This is a genomic window from Bacillus sp. JJ1773, from assembly GCF_036962035.1.
Taxonomy (GTDB): Bacteria; Bacillota; Bacilli; order Bacillales; family Cytobacillaceae; genus Cytobacillus.
The window spans coordinates 33,750-50,954 of record NZ_JBALNX010000001.1 but is presented as its reverse complement, the minus strand read 5'-3'; the positions used below and the strand labels follow the sequence as shown (position 1 = coordinate 50,954).

The 17,205-nt window shown below is 35.9% G+C and carries 15 protein-coding genes; 3 read left to right on the top strand and 12 right to left on the bottom strand.

The genetic code is table 11. The annotated features are described in order from the left end of the window. Window positions 1-260 precede the first annotated feature (260 nt). Window positions 261-464, top strand: coding sequence for a hypothetical protein (locus V7127_RS00230; RefSeq protein WP_335482801.1), 204 nt, complete (start codon window positions 261-263; stop codon window positions 462-464). A gap of 82 nt (window positions 465-546) precedes the next feature. Here V7127_RS00230 and V7127_RS00225 read toward each other — a convergent pair whose 3' ends face one another. The 8 genes from V7127_RS00225 to V7127_RS00190 form a co-directional block, all read right to left on the bottom strand. Further along, window positions 547-1,932 (bottom strand): excalibur calcium-binding domain-containing protein, encoded by a 1,386-nt coding sequence (locus V7127_RS00225; RefSeq protein ID WP_335482799.1) that lies wholly within the window; start codon window positions 1,930-1,932, stop codon window positions 547-549. Window positions 1,933-2,476: 544 nt separating this feature from the next. Further along, entirely contained in the window at window positions 2,477-2,617 is a 141-nt protein-coding gene (locus V7127_RS00220; protein WP_335482797.1) for a hypothetical protein, read from the bottom strand. A gap of 816 nt (window positions 2,618-3,433) precedes the next feature. Next, window positions 3,434-3,853, bottom strand: a complete 420-nt coding sequence (locus V7127_RS00215; RefSeq protein WP_335482796.1) for a hypothetical protein — start codon at window positions 3,851-3,853, stop codon at window positions 3,434-3,436. Between the two features lie 175 nt (window positions 3,854-4,028). Continuing rightward, a complete protein-coding gene (nadR, locus tag V7127_RS00210) occupies window positions 4,029-5,057 on the bottom strand; it encodes a multifunctional transcriptional regulator/nicotinamide-nucleotide adenylyltransferase/ribosylnicotinamide kinase NadR (protein WP_335482794.1) in 1,029 nt (342 codons plus the stop codon). Continuing rightward, entirely contained in the window at window positions 5,058-5,753 is a 696-nt protein-coding gene (gene pnuC / locus V7127_RS00205; RefSeq protein WP_335482793.1) for a nicotinamide riboside transporter PnuC, read from the bottom strand. Between the two features lie 59 nt (window positions 5,754-5,812). Further along, window positions 5,813-6,595 (bottom strand): NUDIX hydrolase, encoded by a 783-nt coding sequence (locus V7127_RS00200; RefSeq protein ID WP_335482791.1) that lies wholly within the window; start codon window positions 6,593-6,595, stop codon window positions 5,813-5,815. A gap of 392 nt (window positions 6,596-6,987) precedes the next feature. Beyond that, on the bottom strand, window positions 6,988-7,779 hold the full coding sequence (locus tag V7127_RS00195; RefSeq protein ID WP_335482790.1) for an enoyl-CoA hydratase: 792 nt from the start codon (window positions 7,777-7,779) through the stop codon (window positions 6,988-6,990). Window positions 7,780-7,865: 86 nt separating this feature from the next. Beyond that, on the bottom strand, window positions 7,866-9,410 hold the full coding sequence (locus tag V7127_RS00190) for an AMP-binding protein (RefSeq protein ID WP_335482789.1): 1,545 nt from the start codon (window positions 9,408-9,410) through the stop codon (window positions 7,866-7,868). A 346-nt stretch (window positions 9,411-9,756) separates the two neighbouring features. Between V7127_RS00190 and V7127_RS00185 the strand changes: the two genes are divergently transcribed. Continuing rightward, window positions 9,757-11,190, top strand: a complete 1,434-nt coding sequence (locus V7127_RS00185; protein WP_335482787.1) for a sigma-54 interaction domain-containing protein — start codon at window positions 9,757-9,759, stop codon at window positions 11,188-11,190. Between the two features lie 317 nt (window positions 11,191-11,507). Here V7127_RS00185 and V7127_RS00180 read toward each other — a convergent pair whose 3' ends face one another. The 3 genes from V7127_RS00180 to V7127_RS00170 all read right to left on the bottom strand — a co-directional run bounded on the left by V7127_RS00180 (window position 11,508) and on the right by V7127_RS00170 (window position 14,248). Next, on the bottom strand, window positions 11,508-11,828 hold the full coding sequence (locus V7127_RS00180) for a hypothetical protein (RefSeq protein WP_335482785.1): 321 nt from the start codon (window positions 11,826-11,828) through the stop codon (window positions 11,508-11,510). Window positions 11,829-11,891: 63 nt separating this feature from the next. Continuing rightward, window positions 11,892-13,322, bottom strand: a complete 1,431-nt coding sequence (locus tag V7127_RS00175; protein ID WP_335482783.1) for a cytosine permease — start codon at window positions 13,320-13,322, stop codon at window positions 11,892-11,894. Between the two features lie 140 nt (window positions 13,323-13,462). Beyond that, entirely contained in the window at window positions 13,463-14,248 is a 786-nt protein-coding gene (locus tag V7127_RS00170; RefSeq protein WP_335482781.1) for a creatininase, read from the bottom strand. A gap of 566 nt (window positions 14,249-14,814) precedes the next feature. On the opposite strand from V7127_RS00170, the gene V7127_RS00165 reads away from it, so the two are divergent. Beyond that, window positions 14,815-15,612, top strand: a complete 798-nt coding sequence (locus V7127_RS00165) for a metal-dependent hydrolase (RefSeq protein WP_335354860.1) — start codon at window positions 14,815-14,817, stop codon at window positions 15,610-15,612. Between the two features lie 118 nt (window positions 15,613-15,730). On the opposite strand, the gene V7127_RS00160 is transcribed toward V7127_RS00165, so the two are convergent. Then, a complete protein-coding gene (locus V7127_RS00160; protein ID WP_335482779.1) occupies window positions 15,731-16,609 on the bottom strand; it encodes a LysR family transcriptional regulator in 879 nt (292 codons plus the stop codon). Window positions 16,610-17,205 lie beyond the last annotated feature (596 nt).

The following is a 17,205-nucleotide window of genomic DNA, read 5'->3' as shown; positions in this document are numbered from 1 at the left end:
TCAATACAAACAATACTCAATTCTGATAAATCATATATTAATTCACAGTTCTTTAATGCAAAATCTAGTATAAGATCACCACTAACCCTTCAACACATCCAATAATAGGAGCGGTGGTTCAGGATAGAGCTATTCCTTCATTCTACAGAAGCCATGACAATGATCCTGTACCTCTGTCCCACAATTTATCACTCTTGTTTAAACAACATAAACTATTTAATCATATTATTTACTAGTTCAACAAAAAAAGAGGAATAAATTTGGGCTTAAGACCAACTTGTTACGGAATTGCATTAGGTGTAAATAATAATCCCCTTCCCAGCCTGCCTTCAGACGGGACACAAGAACTTCTTTCAACCGTAACCATTACGGTGAAGAGTCCTGATGGTTTTGTTAGATTAATGCCTTCAATACGGTCGGGGACAGCTGAATCAGAAGAAAGGTGCCTGTTTCCCTATACTTAAAGACTGGGGAACAGGCACCAATTATTTTATAAGATTCGGAGAAAAATCCCATATAACAAAAGTAATTTCTTTCTATAATATTTTATCTATCACACCCTATTCCATCTCCATCACGGTCAAGGTGTTTCGCGTACCCTGGTTCTCCTTTATATATTGGTGCAGCGCCAGCAGCACGAGCTTCACTACAGTTTTTATAATTTACAAAAGCCTGTTTTTGTTCATGGGCTAAACGATCAGCTTCTTCTTGTTTGAGCTTTTCTTCCGCTAAGCGAGCGGCTTCTTCTTGTTTACGCTGTTCCTCTGCTAAACGGGCAGCTTCTTCTTGTTTGCGCTGTTCCTCCGCTAATCGAGCGGCTTCTTCTTGCTTACGCTGTTCCTCTGCTAAACGATTCGCTTCTTCTTGTTTACGCTGCTCCTCTGATAGCCGAGCAGCTTCATTTGACTTATCTGTATTAGAATCAGATACTTCAGTAGCTTGTTTAACATTATCAGATTCTTTAGATTCTTCACCAAAAGCTATTGCAACAATCATAAGCAATGTAAACAAATAAACAAGTGACGCAATTGTTTTTTTCCACCACTTTCCGCTTCGAAAACCAAGTATTTTTTGATGCCATTTTCTTGTTTTAATTTTGAAAGGGATATTAGAAGTAGATAATATATTAGTAAACTTTTTACCAGAATTATTCATTACGAATTTGCCTTCATTATTACTAATTACAGTTTTAATTGCATAATGGTCAATAACTGTATTTGAAAAGAAAACTAAAGGCCAAATGTGAATCTGTTGAGCTTTTCGTTCCTTATCATTATATTCATATAGTAGTACACCATTATCTATTACAATAAAGTTACCCTTTTTCTGTTTTTCGTGGTAGTAACCCTCAACAATGATTTCAGCATATTTATGTTTTTCACGCAGAAGTCTCTCGCCATTTTTTGTATGTCCTAGATCATCTCGCTTCATTAGAAATGTTGTAATTTTGATTCCACGAGTTCGTAAATCTGCAAGTCTTTCAGAATGTAAGAAATAGTCAAAGTCATGAGTAACTGTTGTAATTATCTCATGAGATTGATTTACAATCATGTGTTCAAGAGTTTCAATAAATTCTTGACTATCATCATTTTTCTTAATATCATCAAATGTACGCTTAGATCTCCCAATTTTAAGAGTTATCTGCCACTCATGTTTGTCCTTACCATCATTTCGAACATCAATATCACTAATTTGTGAGTATTTATATACCATGTGTTCACGTTTAGACATGAAAATGATTGATTCAGATGTCAATATTAATACTCCGTCTAGTTCACGTCCGCTTTTTTTATCACATTCTGCCTCAATAACTTTTAGAACTTTTTCGGTAGAAGTTATTATTGTATTTTGTGCTTGTACTAATAATCTTTCATACTTTGAAACTAACGCTTTCTGACCAATTGTAGGTCGCTTACCTATCCACTTCTCCATTAAGTACCTCCATATATAGAAAACATTGTTGCTTATTAACATTATTGTATATAGTTGTGGGTACAATTAAAATTCTAAAAATCATACAGTTATACCACTTTATTACAAGCGGTTTCTTTTTTCACATAATTCCAAGAGGCTTACGAATCAGCTTTTCTTGAGGTAGTCATAAAGAAATAAAACTGTGTTTTCTTTTACACAGCTAAAAAGAACTTGGATAGAAAATACCTTTTGAATCTAGCTCTTGCTAGCATTTCATTCAATCCAAAAGTCAAAGGCGACTGATTTAAACTTGATATATTGTCATGCTCATCCCAAAATGACCAAATTCTGATGTTGGACCATTTACAACGCTATTTTCCTAAATTCTATTAAAACTATCTAAAAATGAATCTTATTCTCTTTCTTCTGCAAATTTGAATGAATACCCGTAATGAATCTGAGTCGACCCCTTATGCATTTCTTTTGGAAATTGTGTGAGTGCTGTACTATGAAACTTTTTATCACTTCTTAGTATTGCTTTCTTTTTAACTATTTCTGGATTTTAAATGATGCTAATCTCCTTCTTGTTTGGTACTAAAAAAATTATTTCTTTTCTTTCATCATTTTTGAATTCTGCAGCCTTAGTGGTTTCCTTCGTTAGATTAAAATTGTTTCTGCTGAAAATCGGATATAATTTTTCCATATAAATGGTCACCCTCATTATTTTTATTGAAATTATTAGCATCATAAAGGAAGTAGTTTTTATCATCAATATATAGTTGCTAATAAAAAGGATAAGCTGCTCATAAAAATACTAATCTTTTCTGGGCTGCTAACATCAACTTCTGCAGTCGGCGTTATCACTCCATCGATTATTGGATTCATTGTTTTCTAGTATTTGTAAAACTGTATGGAAACAATCGGTTCCGGAAAGAAATAAAGGGTAATTTAGAATGGAAATCGTGATGGCGCGTGGGAGCTTTTGATAGGAAACACCGGATTGAGAATTTTTGTAATTATTCCACTAGGAGGATTATAAAGTAAAATGATCAATGATTTCAGTTTTTTAATATAAGTAAAGGTGGGATTGTACTTCCTTTTTGTACTTTTCCTGTGTGAAAAATGTGTAAAATGATATCAAAACCTAGCTTTTTCAGCCTTTTTCCCGAAAAAAAAACACCTACAAACATTGAGATATCAACATTTGCAGGTGTTTTAACGTTTTTAAAATAAACTCGTTTTGATCTAAAGAGACCGGCTGTCGGGGTCGAACCAACACACCTTGCGGTTCACGATTTTGAGTCGTAAATTTAGCATGGGAAAAGAAAGTCAATAGGAATAAGGGTGAAGCCATTTTTTCGTTCTTATTCTTTATCCCCGTATACGATTCGATAGATATGCGTGCTTAATAAGGATGCTTACCAGAGGAACACCATTTTTAATAGTGCTGTTTAGCCTCTGAAATTAAATTCCTCGATAGTCCAGCCTTATGTTAATGTAATATCGGCTGGGCTATTTGTTATTCTTCTTCAAAAGACAACTTTTGTACACCGTTTACCTTGCTCCCTCTTTCGGTGGCAGGTGAATTGTGCATAGAACCTTCACCAACTACAAAAGGTTCGAAGTCTTTTGTCCCTCCACGAATGAAAAGATCAGGTACACCATCCACTCCAACATCAATAAATGCTCCTGGTGCCACTAACTTACCCGATTTACCTGCTTGTTTAACATCTTCCTCAGTTACTGCTCCAGCTCCATCCTTTTTGTTTGCCACGTAACAATAATGGGCAGAAGATACAGTGGCGAATGAAAAGCTAAGGACTAGAGTAGAAATTGAGATTTTGAGGTATTTGCCTGTTTTTATCTTCATGATGAAATCACCTCTCATATAAGGATAAACAACAATATATAATATTACGTTTGCTCCTACTTTAGACATGATAATAATTAATTTTCATTATTTTTTTAAAAAAGTGCCAGTCCCCCAGTACTTTAAAGAATTGAGCAACAGGCACGAATAATTCAAATGAAAATCGAAAAACTGTGAAGCCATAAATCGTGTACTTTAACGTTCTCATCTCATCATCTAAACCTTTATTTGTATGGCTTACTGTCTATAACCTCACTAACATTCTACCAATCAACTCCATCGATTTCCCCAAACGCTCTTGATAAGTCCCACTAATACTTACAAACTCAATCCCATTCTCCTCCAAAATTTCCTTCAACCGGTCATTATTATCTTCACGGACCTTTTGCTCCCCATGCACTCTTAATCCATCATCCACCCATTTGACGTCAGGCTCTAAATATAGACATAGGTCATATTTTTGAATGCGGGCAATTTCGTTTAAGACTGTTTGGTGTTTTTGATTGTACAGCTCTGAGTAAAATTGAGTAACCGCTGCTTCGGTGTCGATAAAGACGATTTTATTGGCATTTTTAATAGCTTCATATTCTTTAATTTTGTGGCCGTACGCAATGATCGGGTAATCTTCCTCTAAAATAATCCCATCGCAGCCTCCTAAATATTCACAATAATCTCTTCCGTATTCATTAACATAGGTTGTGTTATAAATGAGTGCCAGATTTCTAGTGAGAGTGGATTTCCCACAGCTTTCAGTCCCTAAAATGATTACCTTTTTAATAAAATACGGTTTTACCACCTCGGGAATGGAATCCCAATATTCAAAGATCCCTTTTTCCCGAATCTTGGTAGCAGAAATCTTCACCTGGTCTCTTTTTTCATCAATCAGGATGTGTTTCGCCTCTGGATATAATTCTTTAAAAATTGGTTCGTATTCAATTTCGGAGCTAAAAACAACATCGATCTTTTTACCAATCGCTTGTCGTATTTTCAAGGAGCCTTCTTTCCAGTTATAATCCTCGTTGCCGTCTTTATCCTCCACTGCTACAACTTTGACATTTTCCATTTCCCTTGTTAATTGTGAGAGCCATCGCAGCCTAATCTGAGCCGGAATGTAGGATAGCTTGCTTCCATCACATAATTCCCGATCCCTTTTTTCACTATGAGAAAGCACAACGAATAATTCATCCACCATTGAAGAAGCTTTGACAATTGCATACACATGCCCTTGATGCAAAGGCAAAAACTTTCCTCCAAAAAACCCAACCTTTTTCATTTACATCACTTCTCCCTTCTGTTTTTTATATACTTTCGTCCAATTGTAATAACCATATATGCTATTGATTAGAAAGGCCGACCACATGACAAGCATTGATACATCGTTGCCACCTTGTAAGATCAATGCCTTCACCCAAAGTACAATTGATAACACATTCACCGCGATCCAAAACAACCATTGCTGCGTGTATCTTTTTAACATGAGGATTTGGGCAATGACGGATAATATCGTGGTTGCAGAATCAATCCACACCACTTTTCCTCCGATTTTTTGTAAAAGCAGCGCATATAGAACAAAGATAATCAAAAAGGATGTCAACGTGGCGATCCAGCCTTTTTTCGTTAAAGCGTTGATATGAATATCTTCACCTTTTATCTTGTTGTCAGTTGTATGCTGCTTCCAAAGATAGATCCCAACAAATTGAAGCGGAAAATAAAACAGGGCATTAAGCATTACCTCTCCATATAGGCCATAGCCATACGAGATATAGGCGTAGGTTGCAGTTTGGACAATACCAAAATAATAATTACTCACTTTCCCTTTCGCGACTAAAACAACACAAAGCATTCCAGAAATGGACGTAATCAATCCTAGAATCGTATCATTCCAAGCAAAAAACAAGTAAATATTAATAAGCGTAAAAGTTAGAAGCCATAACCTTTCAAAAATGGTCCAATCTTTCCAAATTTGCATTTTTCATCACTCCTTATTAATTATAATTAACATATTGTTAATTATAAAATGTAAAAAAATTAATATTTGGCATTGTAAATCGATACATATGGCTCGTAATCATTAAATCGATACAGCTGTGCTTTATTTTTCGACCAACGATTTGTTTTTTGCGGTTCTCCATCCTTCACTACTTTTTCGATAAAAGGTAAGGTTGGGGCTTTCCGAAAAAATTGAGCATCCAGCTTAAGCCAAGGCTCATCCATGACGGTTAACAAAACCCCTTGCAGTTCCGATAGGACAAATTGCTTTGGCAAGAAGTTTTTCGCCAACGTTGTTAAGGACATATCTTTTTTTATAAACCATAAAGCTTCTTCAATAATTTGCCTATGGTCGAAAGCCAACTCGAGCTGAAACACTTCGTCCATGGAGAATAACTCTACCTCTGCTGCATCATCTGCTGCTCTCCTTTTGACGAGCTTATTTTCTGGAACAATTGCGTAATGGGCATTTGAAATAATCCATCCCCGCCTATCACGGCCAAATTGATCATAGACGCCAAAATGCTTGATTCTTAACCCTGTGACTCCTGTTTCTTCGCTTAACTCTCTAACCGCTGCATCATATGCGGTTTCCTCCGGTCTTATAAATCCACCTGGCAATGCCCATTTCCCCGCTTCTATATTGGGGTTACCTTCTTTTGTTTTCTCCGCTCGTTTAATGAGCATAATTTTTATTTTTTTTTGTGGAGGCTTATAAGGACCCACTTCTGTAGAAATAATAGTAAAAACGGCAATATCACTCGTATAGCCATCAGGAGTTCGATACTTGTTCACATCATAATTTAACAATTCCTCGCTCATCTTCTAATCACCTTTTTTGAATTATAATTAACATTTTGTTAATTGTTATAAGCATGATATCACATTGTTGTATTGTCTGTCACTACGTTTTTTGAGAAAATATGTAAATTGTCTCCTGTTAAGGATTCAAAGCCATCCATAAGCAGCTTTTTTATATAAAGTGAGCTCCAAAAGCTTATGCCTATGACCTATTACTACCTAAAGGTCATAGGCACATAAATGAATACAGTAGTACTCATACTCAAGTAGCAGCCTAAATTATTGTCTAACTTTTTGGGTTTAGATCATTCTATGGCATGCCCCTTCCGCTGGATTTCGCTTGGTGAAAAGGATAAAAATTCACCAGACGCCACATTCAGTTGCTCTTCGACAACAAATCAATATATTATAGTTTACGTATTGGTAAATTTAGGTTCCCTTTTTTGGATAAAGGCTTCAACGCCTTCTATTACATCGTTCGTTTGAAATACATGACCAAAATTTTCAGCTTCCGTAACTAAGCCTTCATGAAGCGGTTGTTCGCAGCCAATGTCAATAGAACGTTTAGCAAAAGTAAGAGCAGGTAAAGAAAAGCTGCTAATAGACTTTGCGAGTTCCAGCGCCTTTTCAAAAGATTTCCCTCTAGGAACGACGTGATTGACTAGCCCAATTTCTTTGGCTTCTTCTGCAGTTAAAGGCTCACCGGTGAAAATCATTTCTTTTGCTTTCGCTTTGCCAACTAGACGCGGAAGCCTTTGTGTGCCTCCAGCACCTGGGAATAAACCTAATTTAATTTCGGGAAGACCAATCTTGATTTGTTCCTCTGCTATTCGAATATCGCAGCATAAAGCCAGTTCACATCCTCCGCCTAATGCCACCCCGTTTATGGCAACAATCGTTGGCCGTGACAAACTTTCAATTTTGTTAAGTGGTTCCTGAAGCCAAAGTGACTTTTGCTTCGCTTCCTCCATTCCTTTTCCCATCCATTCCGGGAACCCCTTAATATCTCCTCCAGCTACAAAAGCTTTATCGCCTTCACCGGTAATAATTACGGCTGTAATTTCAGAATCGCTTTCAATTTCATCAATCACAAGATTCAATTGTTCTAAAACGCCAGCACTAAGTACGTTTACAGGCGGATTATCAATCACAATTTTTGCGATCTGGCTCTGCTTCGTCCACGAAACTACTTGAACTTTATTCATTGGATTTCTCCTCAACTTTCTGTTTAGAAAGAATTTAACTCCCATTAAGATTGTAAATACTTTAAGAGAAGGATTATTTAATTCACTCAGCTAAACTGATTTCGTAAAATATACTTTTGCACCTTTCCGGATGGAGTACGAGGTATTTCATCAACAAATCTTACTTCTCTAGGCTTCTTATAGCTAGCCAAGTATTGTTTACAGAAATCAATAACATCCTCTTCTGTAAGATTTGACCCTTCTTTCTTAATAATAACAGCGCATACAGCTTCTATATATTTCGGGTCAGGAATACCAATAATAGAAACTTCCTTCACATCCTGATGGCGATAAATTACATCTTCAATCTCCGCTGCATAAATGTTCTCACCGCCGCTTCGAATCATATCCTTTTTTCTGCCTACAATTGATAAATAACCATCTTGATCGAATACTCCCAAATCTCCTGTTTTACACCAGCCATTCACAAATGTTTCCATTGTTGCATCCGGCTTCCTCCAATACCCTTCTGAAACACCCGGACTTTTAATGGCAATTTCTCCAATTTCTCCAATAGGAAGAGGCATTCCATTATCATCAATAATATTAATTTCTGTAAGAGGCATAGGCTTTCCAACTGTATGGCCTTTCGTAAAAGCATCCTCTGAATCGAGCGTAGCCGCAATTGGCTGACCTTCAGTTAAACCGTAAACTTGAACAACCCCAAGATGAGGATACTTCTTTTTTAACTGTTCAAGTGCCCATGGCATTAACGGGTCACCGCCGGAATATATCGTTTTTAACGACTTTAGCTGATATTTATCCAGCTCAGGATAATTTAGCATCTCATAAATCATAAATGGGAATAAAAAGCAATCAGTTACATTTTCGCGTTCAATTACAGAAAGAATTCTACCAATCTCAAAGCCGTGGCTTTTAGTTATGATGATAGATCCTCCCATCATCAAGATGGGAAGTGCAATATCTTCCATCGCTCCAACATGATAGAGAGGTCCAGTAGTCATCCCAATCTCTTCCCCAGTAAACTTCCATTTTAATGCCTGTATAGCTGAAAACCAGTATGTTGTATCATGGGTCCAAATTGCAGCTTTAGGTCTGCCGGTTGTCCCTGAAGTATACATCAGCATAACTGGATCGTTTAGCTTTATGTGATTTACTTTCACTTCATCTGCTAAAACGCTTTCTAAAATACTCCAAGGCTCAGACCAACTCGGAATCACTTTTTTACTATTTTCGAGACAAATAAAATGCTCAACAGATACTTGATGAAGAACTGATTCCAGCTTTTGGGATAAATTTGAATGAAAGCATAATATCTTCGTCTGCGAATCATTTAATGCATATTCGAGCTCGGCACTTGAAAGCCGAAAATTAAGCCTAACGGCAACAGCTCCAATTTTTGCAACAGCAAAATAGAGTCCGAAATATTCGAGACAGTTATAAAGCAAAATACCAACACGGTCTCCTTTTCGTACACCTAGTTCGCTTAGCTTATTTGCATAAGCGTTTGATATATGGTGCAGATCCGAATACGTCCATGATTTTCCCGTTTCTTCCCGTATGGCTATTTTTCTTTGATTCAACGGATTTAAATCATTTGCCATTTTTCTTGTAATAAAACCTACATCCAATGAAATATCCCCCATTTCCTGTGCATCGTTCTCACCTTTTATGTTGCAAGTTTAGTGCCAAAACTCCAAAGGTCATTATCATCAATATTTTCTGAATTAACCAAACATGTTTGCCCTTGATTTTTTCTGCCTTACCGGAAAAGCCTTACTACACACCTGCTTATCCTTATTAATGCAAAAAACGCGTCTTTTAAGCTATTTTTCTGTAAAAAGGAATTGCTTTTACTTTTGTATCTCATTTTTAGGCATCTTATTTTTGATACACTCTCATATCTGATAATTCATAATATTTGAAATAACAGATTAGTATTTATATAATTTTTAATAAAGGAAGGTGACTAGTTAGATGAATATAAACGTAGAACATAGTAAGCAATATTCAAGCATGCTTAAATTGCTCGAATCCACCATAGCAATGTCACAAGATGGTATTTATGTATGTGATAAGAACGGCAAAACATTGCTTATTAATGATGCATTAATTGAAATAACTAACATTTCTAAAGAACAGTATTATAGTCACACTCTTAAAGAATTGGTGAAAAAAAATATTATTCCCAACACTTGTGCCTACCAAACATTAAAAAACAAAAGAAAATATAACATGGTCATTGACTATTTCAATGGTAAAAAGGCGATCGTGTCTTCCACACCCGTTATTGATGAGAATAATGAAATTTTTTGTGTAGTATCAAATGTAAGAGACATAACAGAATTAAAAAATTTGCAAGAAAAACTTGAAGAAGCAAACCGAAGAAATAACGAATATCAAAGACTTTTATTTCAAAATGAACAGCTTCTTTTTGATTCTAATCTTGTTTATCAAAGTAAAAAAATGAAAAACTTAATTTCACTGGCTTTTAGGTTTGCAAAAAACGAATCACCCATCTTACTATTGGGTGAATCAGGAGTCGGAAAAGACGTCATAGCTCAATACATCCATAAAATGAGCCAAAGAACCGGGGACTTTGTGAGAGTAAATTGCGGTGCTATTCCAGCACATTTGCTAGAGTCAGAACTTTTTGGACATGAAAAGGGAGCTTTTACTGGGGCAGATAAAAATAAGGTAGGACTGTTTGAATTGGCTAAAGGAGGAACCATTTTTCTAGATGAAATTGGAGATATGCCATATGAATTACAAGTAAAAATATTAAACGTTTTACAGGATAAAAAAATCAGGAAAATTGGCGGCACTAAAACACAGCATATAGATATGCGAGTTATTGCAGCTACTAACCTTGATCTACAATCGATGATTGAGCGTAAAGAATTTAGAAAAGACCTGTACTATCGTTTAAATGTTTTACCTATAACAATACCTCCTCTTCGAGAGAGAAAGGAGGACATCATTGCACTGACTCTTTATTTTTTTAATAATCTTGAAAAAAAATATAAGGAAAAAAAGCAAGTTGGAAAAAACGTCTTAGAATGGCTTCTTGCCTATCATTGGCCAGGAAATGTACGTGAGTTAAACAATGTTGTAGAACGAATGTACCATATGAGTGAAACAAAGATTATTACATTGGATAACCTTCCACAATCTATACAGGATCAGTGTATTCATCACCAAAAACAATTTAGGAGCTTAAATCAAATTGAGCCAAATCTCCCCTTAAAAGAAGCAGTTGCCATTTTTGAAAGGAATTATATTTCAGATGCAATTAAGACATCCCCAACCTTAAAAGAATGTGCAAACAAGTTAGAAATTGGAATATCCACTTTAATGAGGAAAAAAAGTAATCTTGGAATTGTCCTTGATAAGGAAACCGATAAAAACTAGAATAATCTAATCATTGTTAAATGAAGTCCTTTATTGAACAATGATTCCTCCCCTTTTTCAGTAAAAAGATTTTGTCACACCCATAGTCAGTCTATCGTACGTATACGAGGAATGCACTAAATGAGACCACCATCGTAGCTAAGAAGTTTATGCCTATGACCTTCTAGTAACAGAAGGTCATAAGCACAAAAGTGAGAGTGTATCCAAGTGATACTTGTTATTTTCCAAAAGGGATGAAATTACCGAAGGGTGCAATCCATCAAGATAACTTAAAGTACCACGAAGAATTCCCCATATATATTAGTTAGAAGATCACTTCAGGATTGCTTCTTTAAAAATTTTATCCGTGCCCAGTCATCCAGTTTTTTTACATGTTTTTTTCCAATAGTAAAACCGTACAGAATCAGCAGCAAAATGATTAGCGTAAATAAATCCACTTTGTTTGTGAAAATGAAATTAATAAGCCCCATTAGTACTTGGGGAATTACACCTATGCTGGCAACTAAAACTGCGGCAACCTTGAACCAGAAGTCTGATTTTAAGCCGTACCTAGCATATAGAAGGAAAAAGATTGAAGCCCATGCCAGCACCTCAAGGATCCCTAAGATGATCCATTTATTTTCTACTAAAACATTCAAGGTTCCACAACCTCATCTTTTTAGGATTTTTCCTCTAAATTTTGTTGCCCAAAAAGTCGTAAATTACATAGACAATTTAGGATCATCATTCGTTGTAAAATCCGTAAGATCCTCGGCTGTTTCGGTAACCATAACTGGGAATTTTTTCGCAAATAAATTACCTGCAAACATATAAAGCAACGATGTAGCAGCTAAAGAAACAAAGTAATTATAATCCAAGAAGATTAAGCCAATTATTATACCTATTAAATAACATGATAAGGATACGGGATTGATTCCATGCCAGTAGGAATATTTCCCCTTGCTGTTAAATAGATCCCCTAGACTGTATTTCCTTTTTCTGAAGTAAAAATAATCTACGACTATGATTCCCAGCGCAGGGCCACCCGCAGCACCGAATACAGCTAAAAACACGTCTAAAATTGGTCCAAACTTCCACGGCTGTAATACAAACGCAAGCACGCCCACAAGGACGGTGGCTGTCTTAAAATTAATCTTTTTAGGGGCAAGTGCGCATATTACATACACTGAAGGGAATAGATTTGCGGCAGTATTTGTCGATAATTGTGCTACGAATACAAACAAGGCAAATATTGCGATTATTATATTATTCCCTCCGGCTACTAAATCCGTAAGGTACGGCAGCACTTCTGAACCTGTCATGCCGGGTACTAAAACTACAGCAATAATGCCAATCATTGTAAAAAACATAAATGCAGGCGCGGACCAAATAATATAGGAAAGCAAGTGTGCTCTTGCGGATTTTTTCATGTTGCCATTTTTTATCTTACAGTCCTTAGTAAAATCGTTAAATCCCATAGCAACTGCCGCATAGCCACCTAAACAAACACCAAAGCCGTAAAGCCAGCTTTTACTTGTTCCCCCTGTACGGCCAAGGTCCCAAACATCCATCAAAGTCACATTATGAGTTTTCATCAATACATAAAACATAATAATACCAATTACGATCATCAGTGGTGCAGCAAAAGTCGTAAATCGTTCAATCCCTTTGGCACCGGATATGGTTACTAATATGAGCAGCAATGCATTAATAATTATGGCAACTACCATATTATTAAACCCAAATACTGCTGTCATGAACATGTTTACTGCAGTTGCGCCTATAAACCCGTTTAATCCTACAAAAATAATCGCAGGCATTGCTCGCACAAGTCCAACAATCTTCCCTCCAAGCGGTCCTGCTACCGCTGTTATGGTTGTGGCGAAGGAAACACCGTATTTCAGTCCAATCTCCTGTGTAGCAAAACAGGCTAGACACACTAGCACCTGACCAATCAGATTAATCCAGACAAGTTCTCCAATTGTATAATACTGTACCAAGGGGGTCATAACTAAAAAGCTTGTCACCTGCACCGCGATTCCGAACCAAATCATACCGATTCCAAATGGACCGATCGTTCTTTTGGAATACTCTACTGGAGCCAACGATTCGCTATAGAGGTCATGTTCAGATTTTGCCTGAAAATCTATCATTCTATTCCCCTCCCAAATTGTTTTCGGAAAAACATCATTTTTACCGTTGCCTCCAGAGTATGAGTCCTTGATGTCAGTCTAGCATCGTTACACCAACATCAAGGCCTTCACGCGCACCTATAAAGCACTATATTATCTGCCTAGTTCCCCCTTTCCCACCTTGTAAATTCCATATTTACAGATTCTACTAGATTCTGACAGATCTCTTTCCATAGCACTTCGCCCTTGTCCTTAGTTGCTAGAGATGCCTTCCACAGTACACCGCTCTCTGCCGTTATTCTTTTTGGTATAGGCAGCATGTCGTAAAATGGATAGTATTCCGCCTTATCATCCTTTGCCTTCGAAAAATCGACTAACTCAGGTGCCACATACATCATCACAGATGTTTCAAAAATTGAAGCATGCTCAATCCCCCACCCAGGAAATTGTCCCTCAAATACATACTCCATTGTCTCAGGCTTTAAATCACTAAAAGGAGTTTCAATAATAAGCAACTTTAAATCGGGATAATCATTTTTTCTATCCTCGTACACATTGTAAGCAGCGTCATAGATAAAATTGGAATTCTCAAAATGCCAATTAAAAAGGACTATTTTTCTAAAACCCGTTCTGATAAATTCCTTCACAACGTCCATAATTACTGCGGTTAAGGTTGACCCACTAACTGAAGTTGTTCCTGGGAAGGTCTGCCCACCACCAGTGCAGGGACGCGAGCGAAATCCATAAGTCACAGTAGGTGCAACGATCAAGTTTGTTTCCTTTGCCACGTCAAGTGCCATTCTCTCCGAAAGTAGTGCATCTGTACATAGAGGCATATGTGGGCCATGCTGTTCCGTTGCACCTATTGGTAGAATTACTCCACATCCATTATCAACAGCATCCCTAACCTCCATCCAAGTCATTTGAGACATTAATCTTTTACTCATTGACCACACTCCCTTTCTACTTTTAGTTACACAAAAAAGCCGGCAAAAGACTACCTCGCTATTAGCTTATGATGGCAACTTAGACAAGCTGATTGCAGTGCCACAATCATAACGAAGTTTCGAATAACTAAAACAATTGCATAATCTACTCCCTAAGCGATTTTGTTCACCCTCAAAACCATTGATAGAATCAGTGAAAGCGCCGTCGAAAATTGGTTTCCGCTCTTAGACTTCTCTAATGGAATATTTATCCAGTTCTATCACTGTTCCTTTTGTTTATGGTCAAATGAGTTCAAATCGCTTATATAGCATGTATACTCTCTTTGTGATGAGACAGAACATTTTTTTGATCTTCTTAATCCCTAAGGGTCCTATCTTAAGGAACAAACAAGTAAAAATAAAAAGGACATCAAAAACGTATAAAGTGGACCTACAATTTTTATGGATAGGAAGTGGAAATTATTTTCTTCTTTTTTGGAGAATGGAGCAAAAGATACATCAAAATCTCTCAGTCTTCATAAATTTATTCTTAGAGGATAATAATCCGCTTTACGAGGAGGCTATATATGAAAATATGGCGTTTAGGTCATGCGATGTATGTATTGAAAAGCAAATTAGGAAAAAATTATCTGATTGATCCGTTTTTCGATATGAATCCTGGATTTGCAAAGGAGTTAGACCATGCTGATTTTTACAAATCAATAGATGCTGTTTTTTTAACTCATGGCCATTTAGATCATACGAGTGGTTTATCTAAATTTATTCAATATAAACCAGATATCATGATTGTTGCACAGTATGATTTAGCCATGATTCTTCTTCAAAAGGGAATGAAAAATGTTTTTCCGATTAATTTCGGCGGGAGCGCTTCGCTAGATGATGTACATGTAACAATGGTTCAGGCCTTACATACATCATCCTATGGCGAAACGGAGGGATTACCTGTGTATGCTGGGGAGGCAGCTGGCTATATATTTGATTTTAAAGATGATTATACCGTTTATCACTCTGGAGATACTGGTTTAATGCTTGATATGAAGCTGATACAAGATTTCTATCAGCCTGATATCGCCATCCTCTCATCATCTGGTCAACTTACAATGGGACCGAAAGAGGCTGCTTATGCTATTCAGCATTTATTAGATGTGAAATACGTTATCCCAAGCCATAACTTTCCAACCGAAAAGACCGCAACCAATTTAGACTCTTATACAAAGCTAACAAAGATTTTTCCAATTGTAGGGTATATGATGGATACTGGCAGAGAGTTAGCAGAATTATTAAAAGACTATTCAAAGACTAAAGTAATTGAACTTTCTTTTGGAGAAGAAAGAGAGTTTACGAAGGAAAACGTTATTGATTAAGAATAAGGGCCTAAACTTCAAACAAATAGTTTAGGCTCTTTTCTTTAGAATTAGTTAACGTATCGGTACATGCTTAAAATTTAATAATATTTATTATTTAAAAAATCTAGGATACGCCTCATTCTAATGAGGAAGAAATATATGAAACCATTTCTCTTGCTGCATAGGAAACATACTTATTTTTCTTAAAAATAATTCCTAACTTCCAAATTATAGGTGGATTATCGATAGGAATAGCTTTAATGATACTTTGATCTACTCTTTTTGCAACGGATTGAGGAAAAATCGAGATACCTAGATTCTGGCCCACCATCTCCGTGATGAAATCCCAATAGATACTCTGATATGAAACATTGGGTTGAAATCCTACTTGTATACACTCCTGCATAATTTGCTGATAGAGAGTAGAATCATCTGGAAAAAGGACAAATGATTCATCTTTTACCTCCAGCAAAGAAACCTTCTCTCTAGTAGCGAGAGGGTGAGAAGAATGAACAAATAACATCATCTCCTCTTCTATAAATGGTATAACATCAAATTCATCATCTACGGGTAATGCAGCTACACCTAAATCTAGTATTCCCTCATTTACAGCTTGCTTTATTTTTATTACATGATTTTCTACTAATTGTATCGAAATATCGGGATACAATTCTCGAAAGCCTTTTATGATTTTGGGAAAAAATAAAAATCCTATGAGAGGAGGAACCCCTATTTTTAACTTTCCTTTTTTCAAATTCATCATATCGTTTAAAAGCGAAGATAAATCATCATGCAATCCTAAAATCTTTTGTCCTTCCTCAAATACAATTTCTCCAGCAACGGTTAACTCAATTTTCTTCGCTGATCGATCAATAAGTTCAACTTTTAACTCATCTTCTAGGTTTCGGACCATTTTGCTAATGGTTGGTTGAGATAAGCATAGAACTTGAGCTGCTCGTGTAAAGCTTTTTTGCTTTGCCACTTCTATAAAATAGTACAATTGCTTAGTATCCATTTTTGACCCCCCTATAGATATATTTCATGATTATTATATATATTATTCATATTACCTATAATTAGAGTGGAAGTACACTAGCTTTGATAAGTATAAGCAATAAATGGGGCGACATTTTTTAGATATGATAGTAATGAGATTATCAATGAGAAGATAAGAGACAATAAAATTAATTGTAACTCCATTTAGAATATAGAAAACTAGCTAAATTTTAAAAAGATTGCTATTTTAAGATAATTATGTTCTACATCACAGCTTGTAAACTGGAATAGTAATTACACCCTTTAACCATAGAAAAAATGCATGGTTTTTATTATTTATATTCATTTTACTTATATTAAAATATCAGTTACATTAATAGATGTTAAGGTATTTTTTGAAAATATAGTATAAATGTTATAACACAAAGGAGGACTTCAATAATGAAAACGTAAACAAAATGACTATGATGAATTAAATTGTTACACGGAATGAGACTGGGATGGAAGAGGATATACCTTAGCAAATATTGTAAATGTTCAACACCAAGAGTTTTATCTTAATTTAATAATTAATTTGAATAAAATTGCTGATAAGTGTACCTATTATCTTAAATT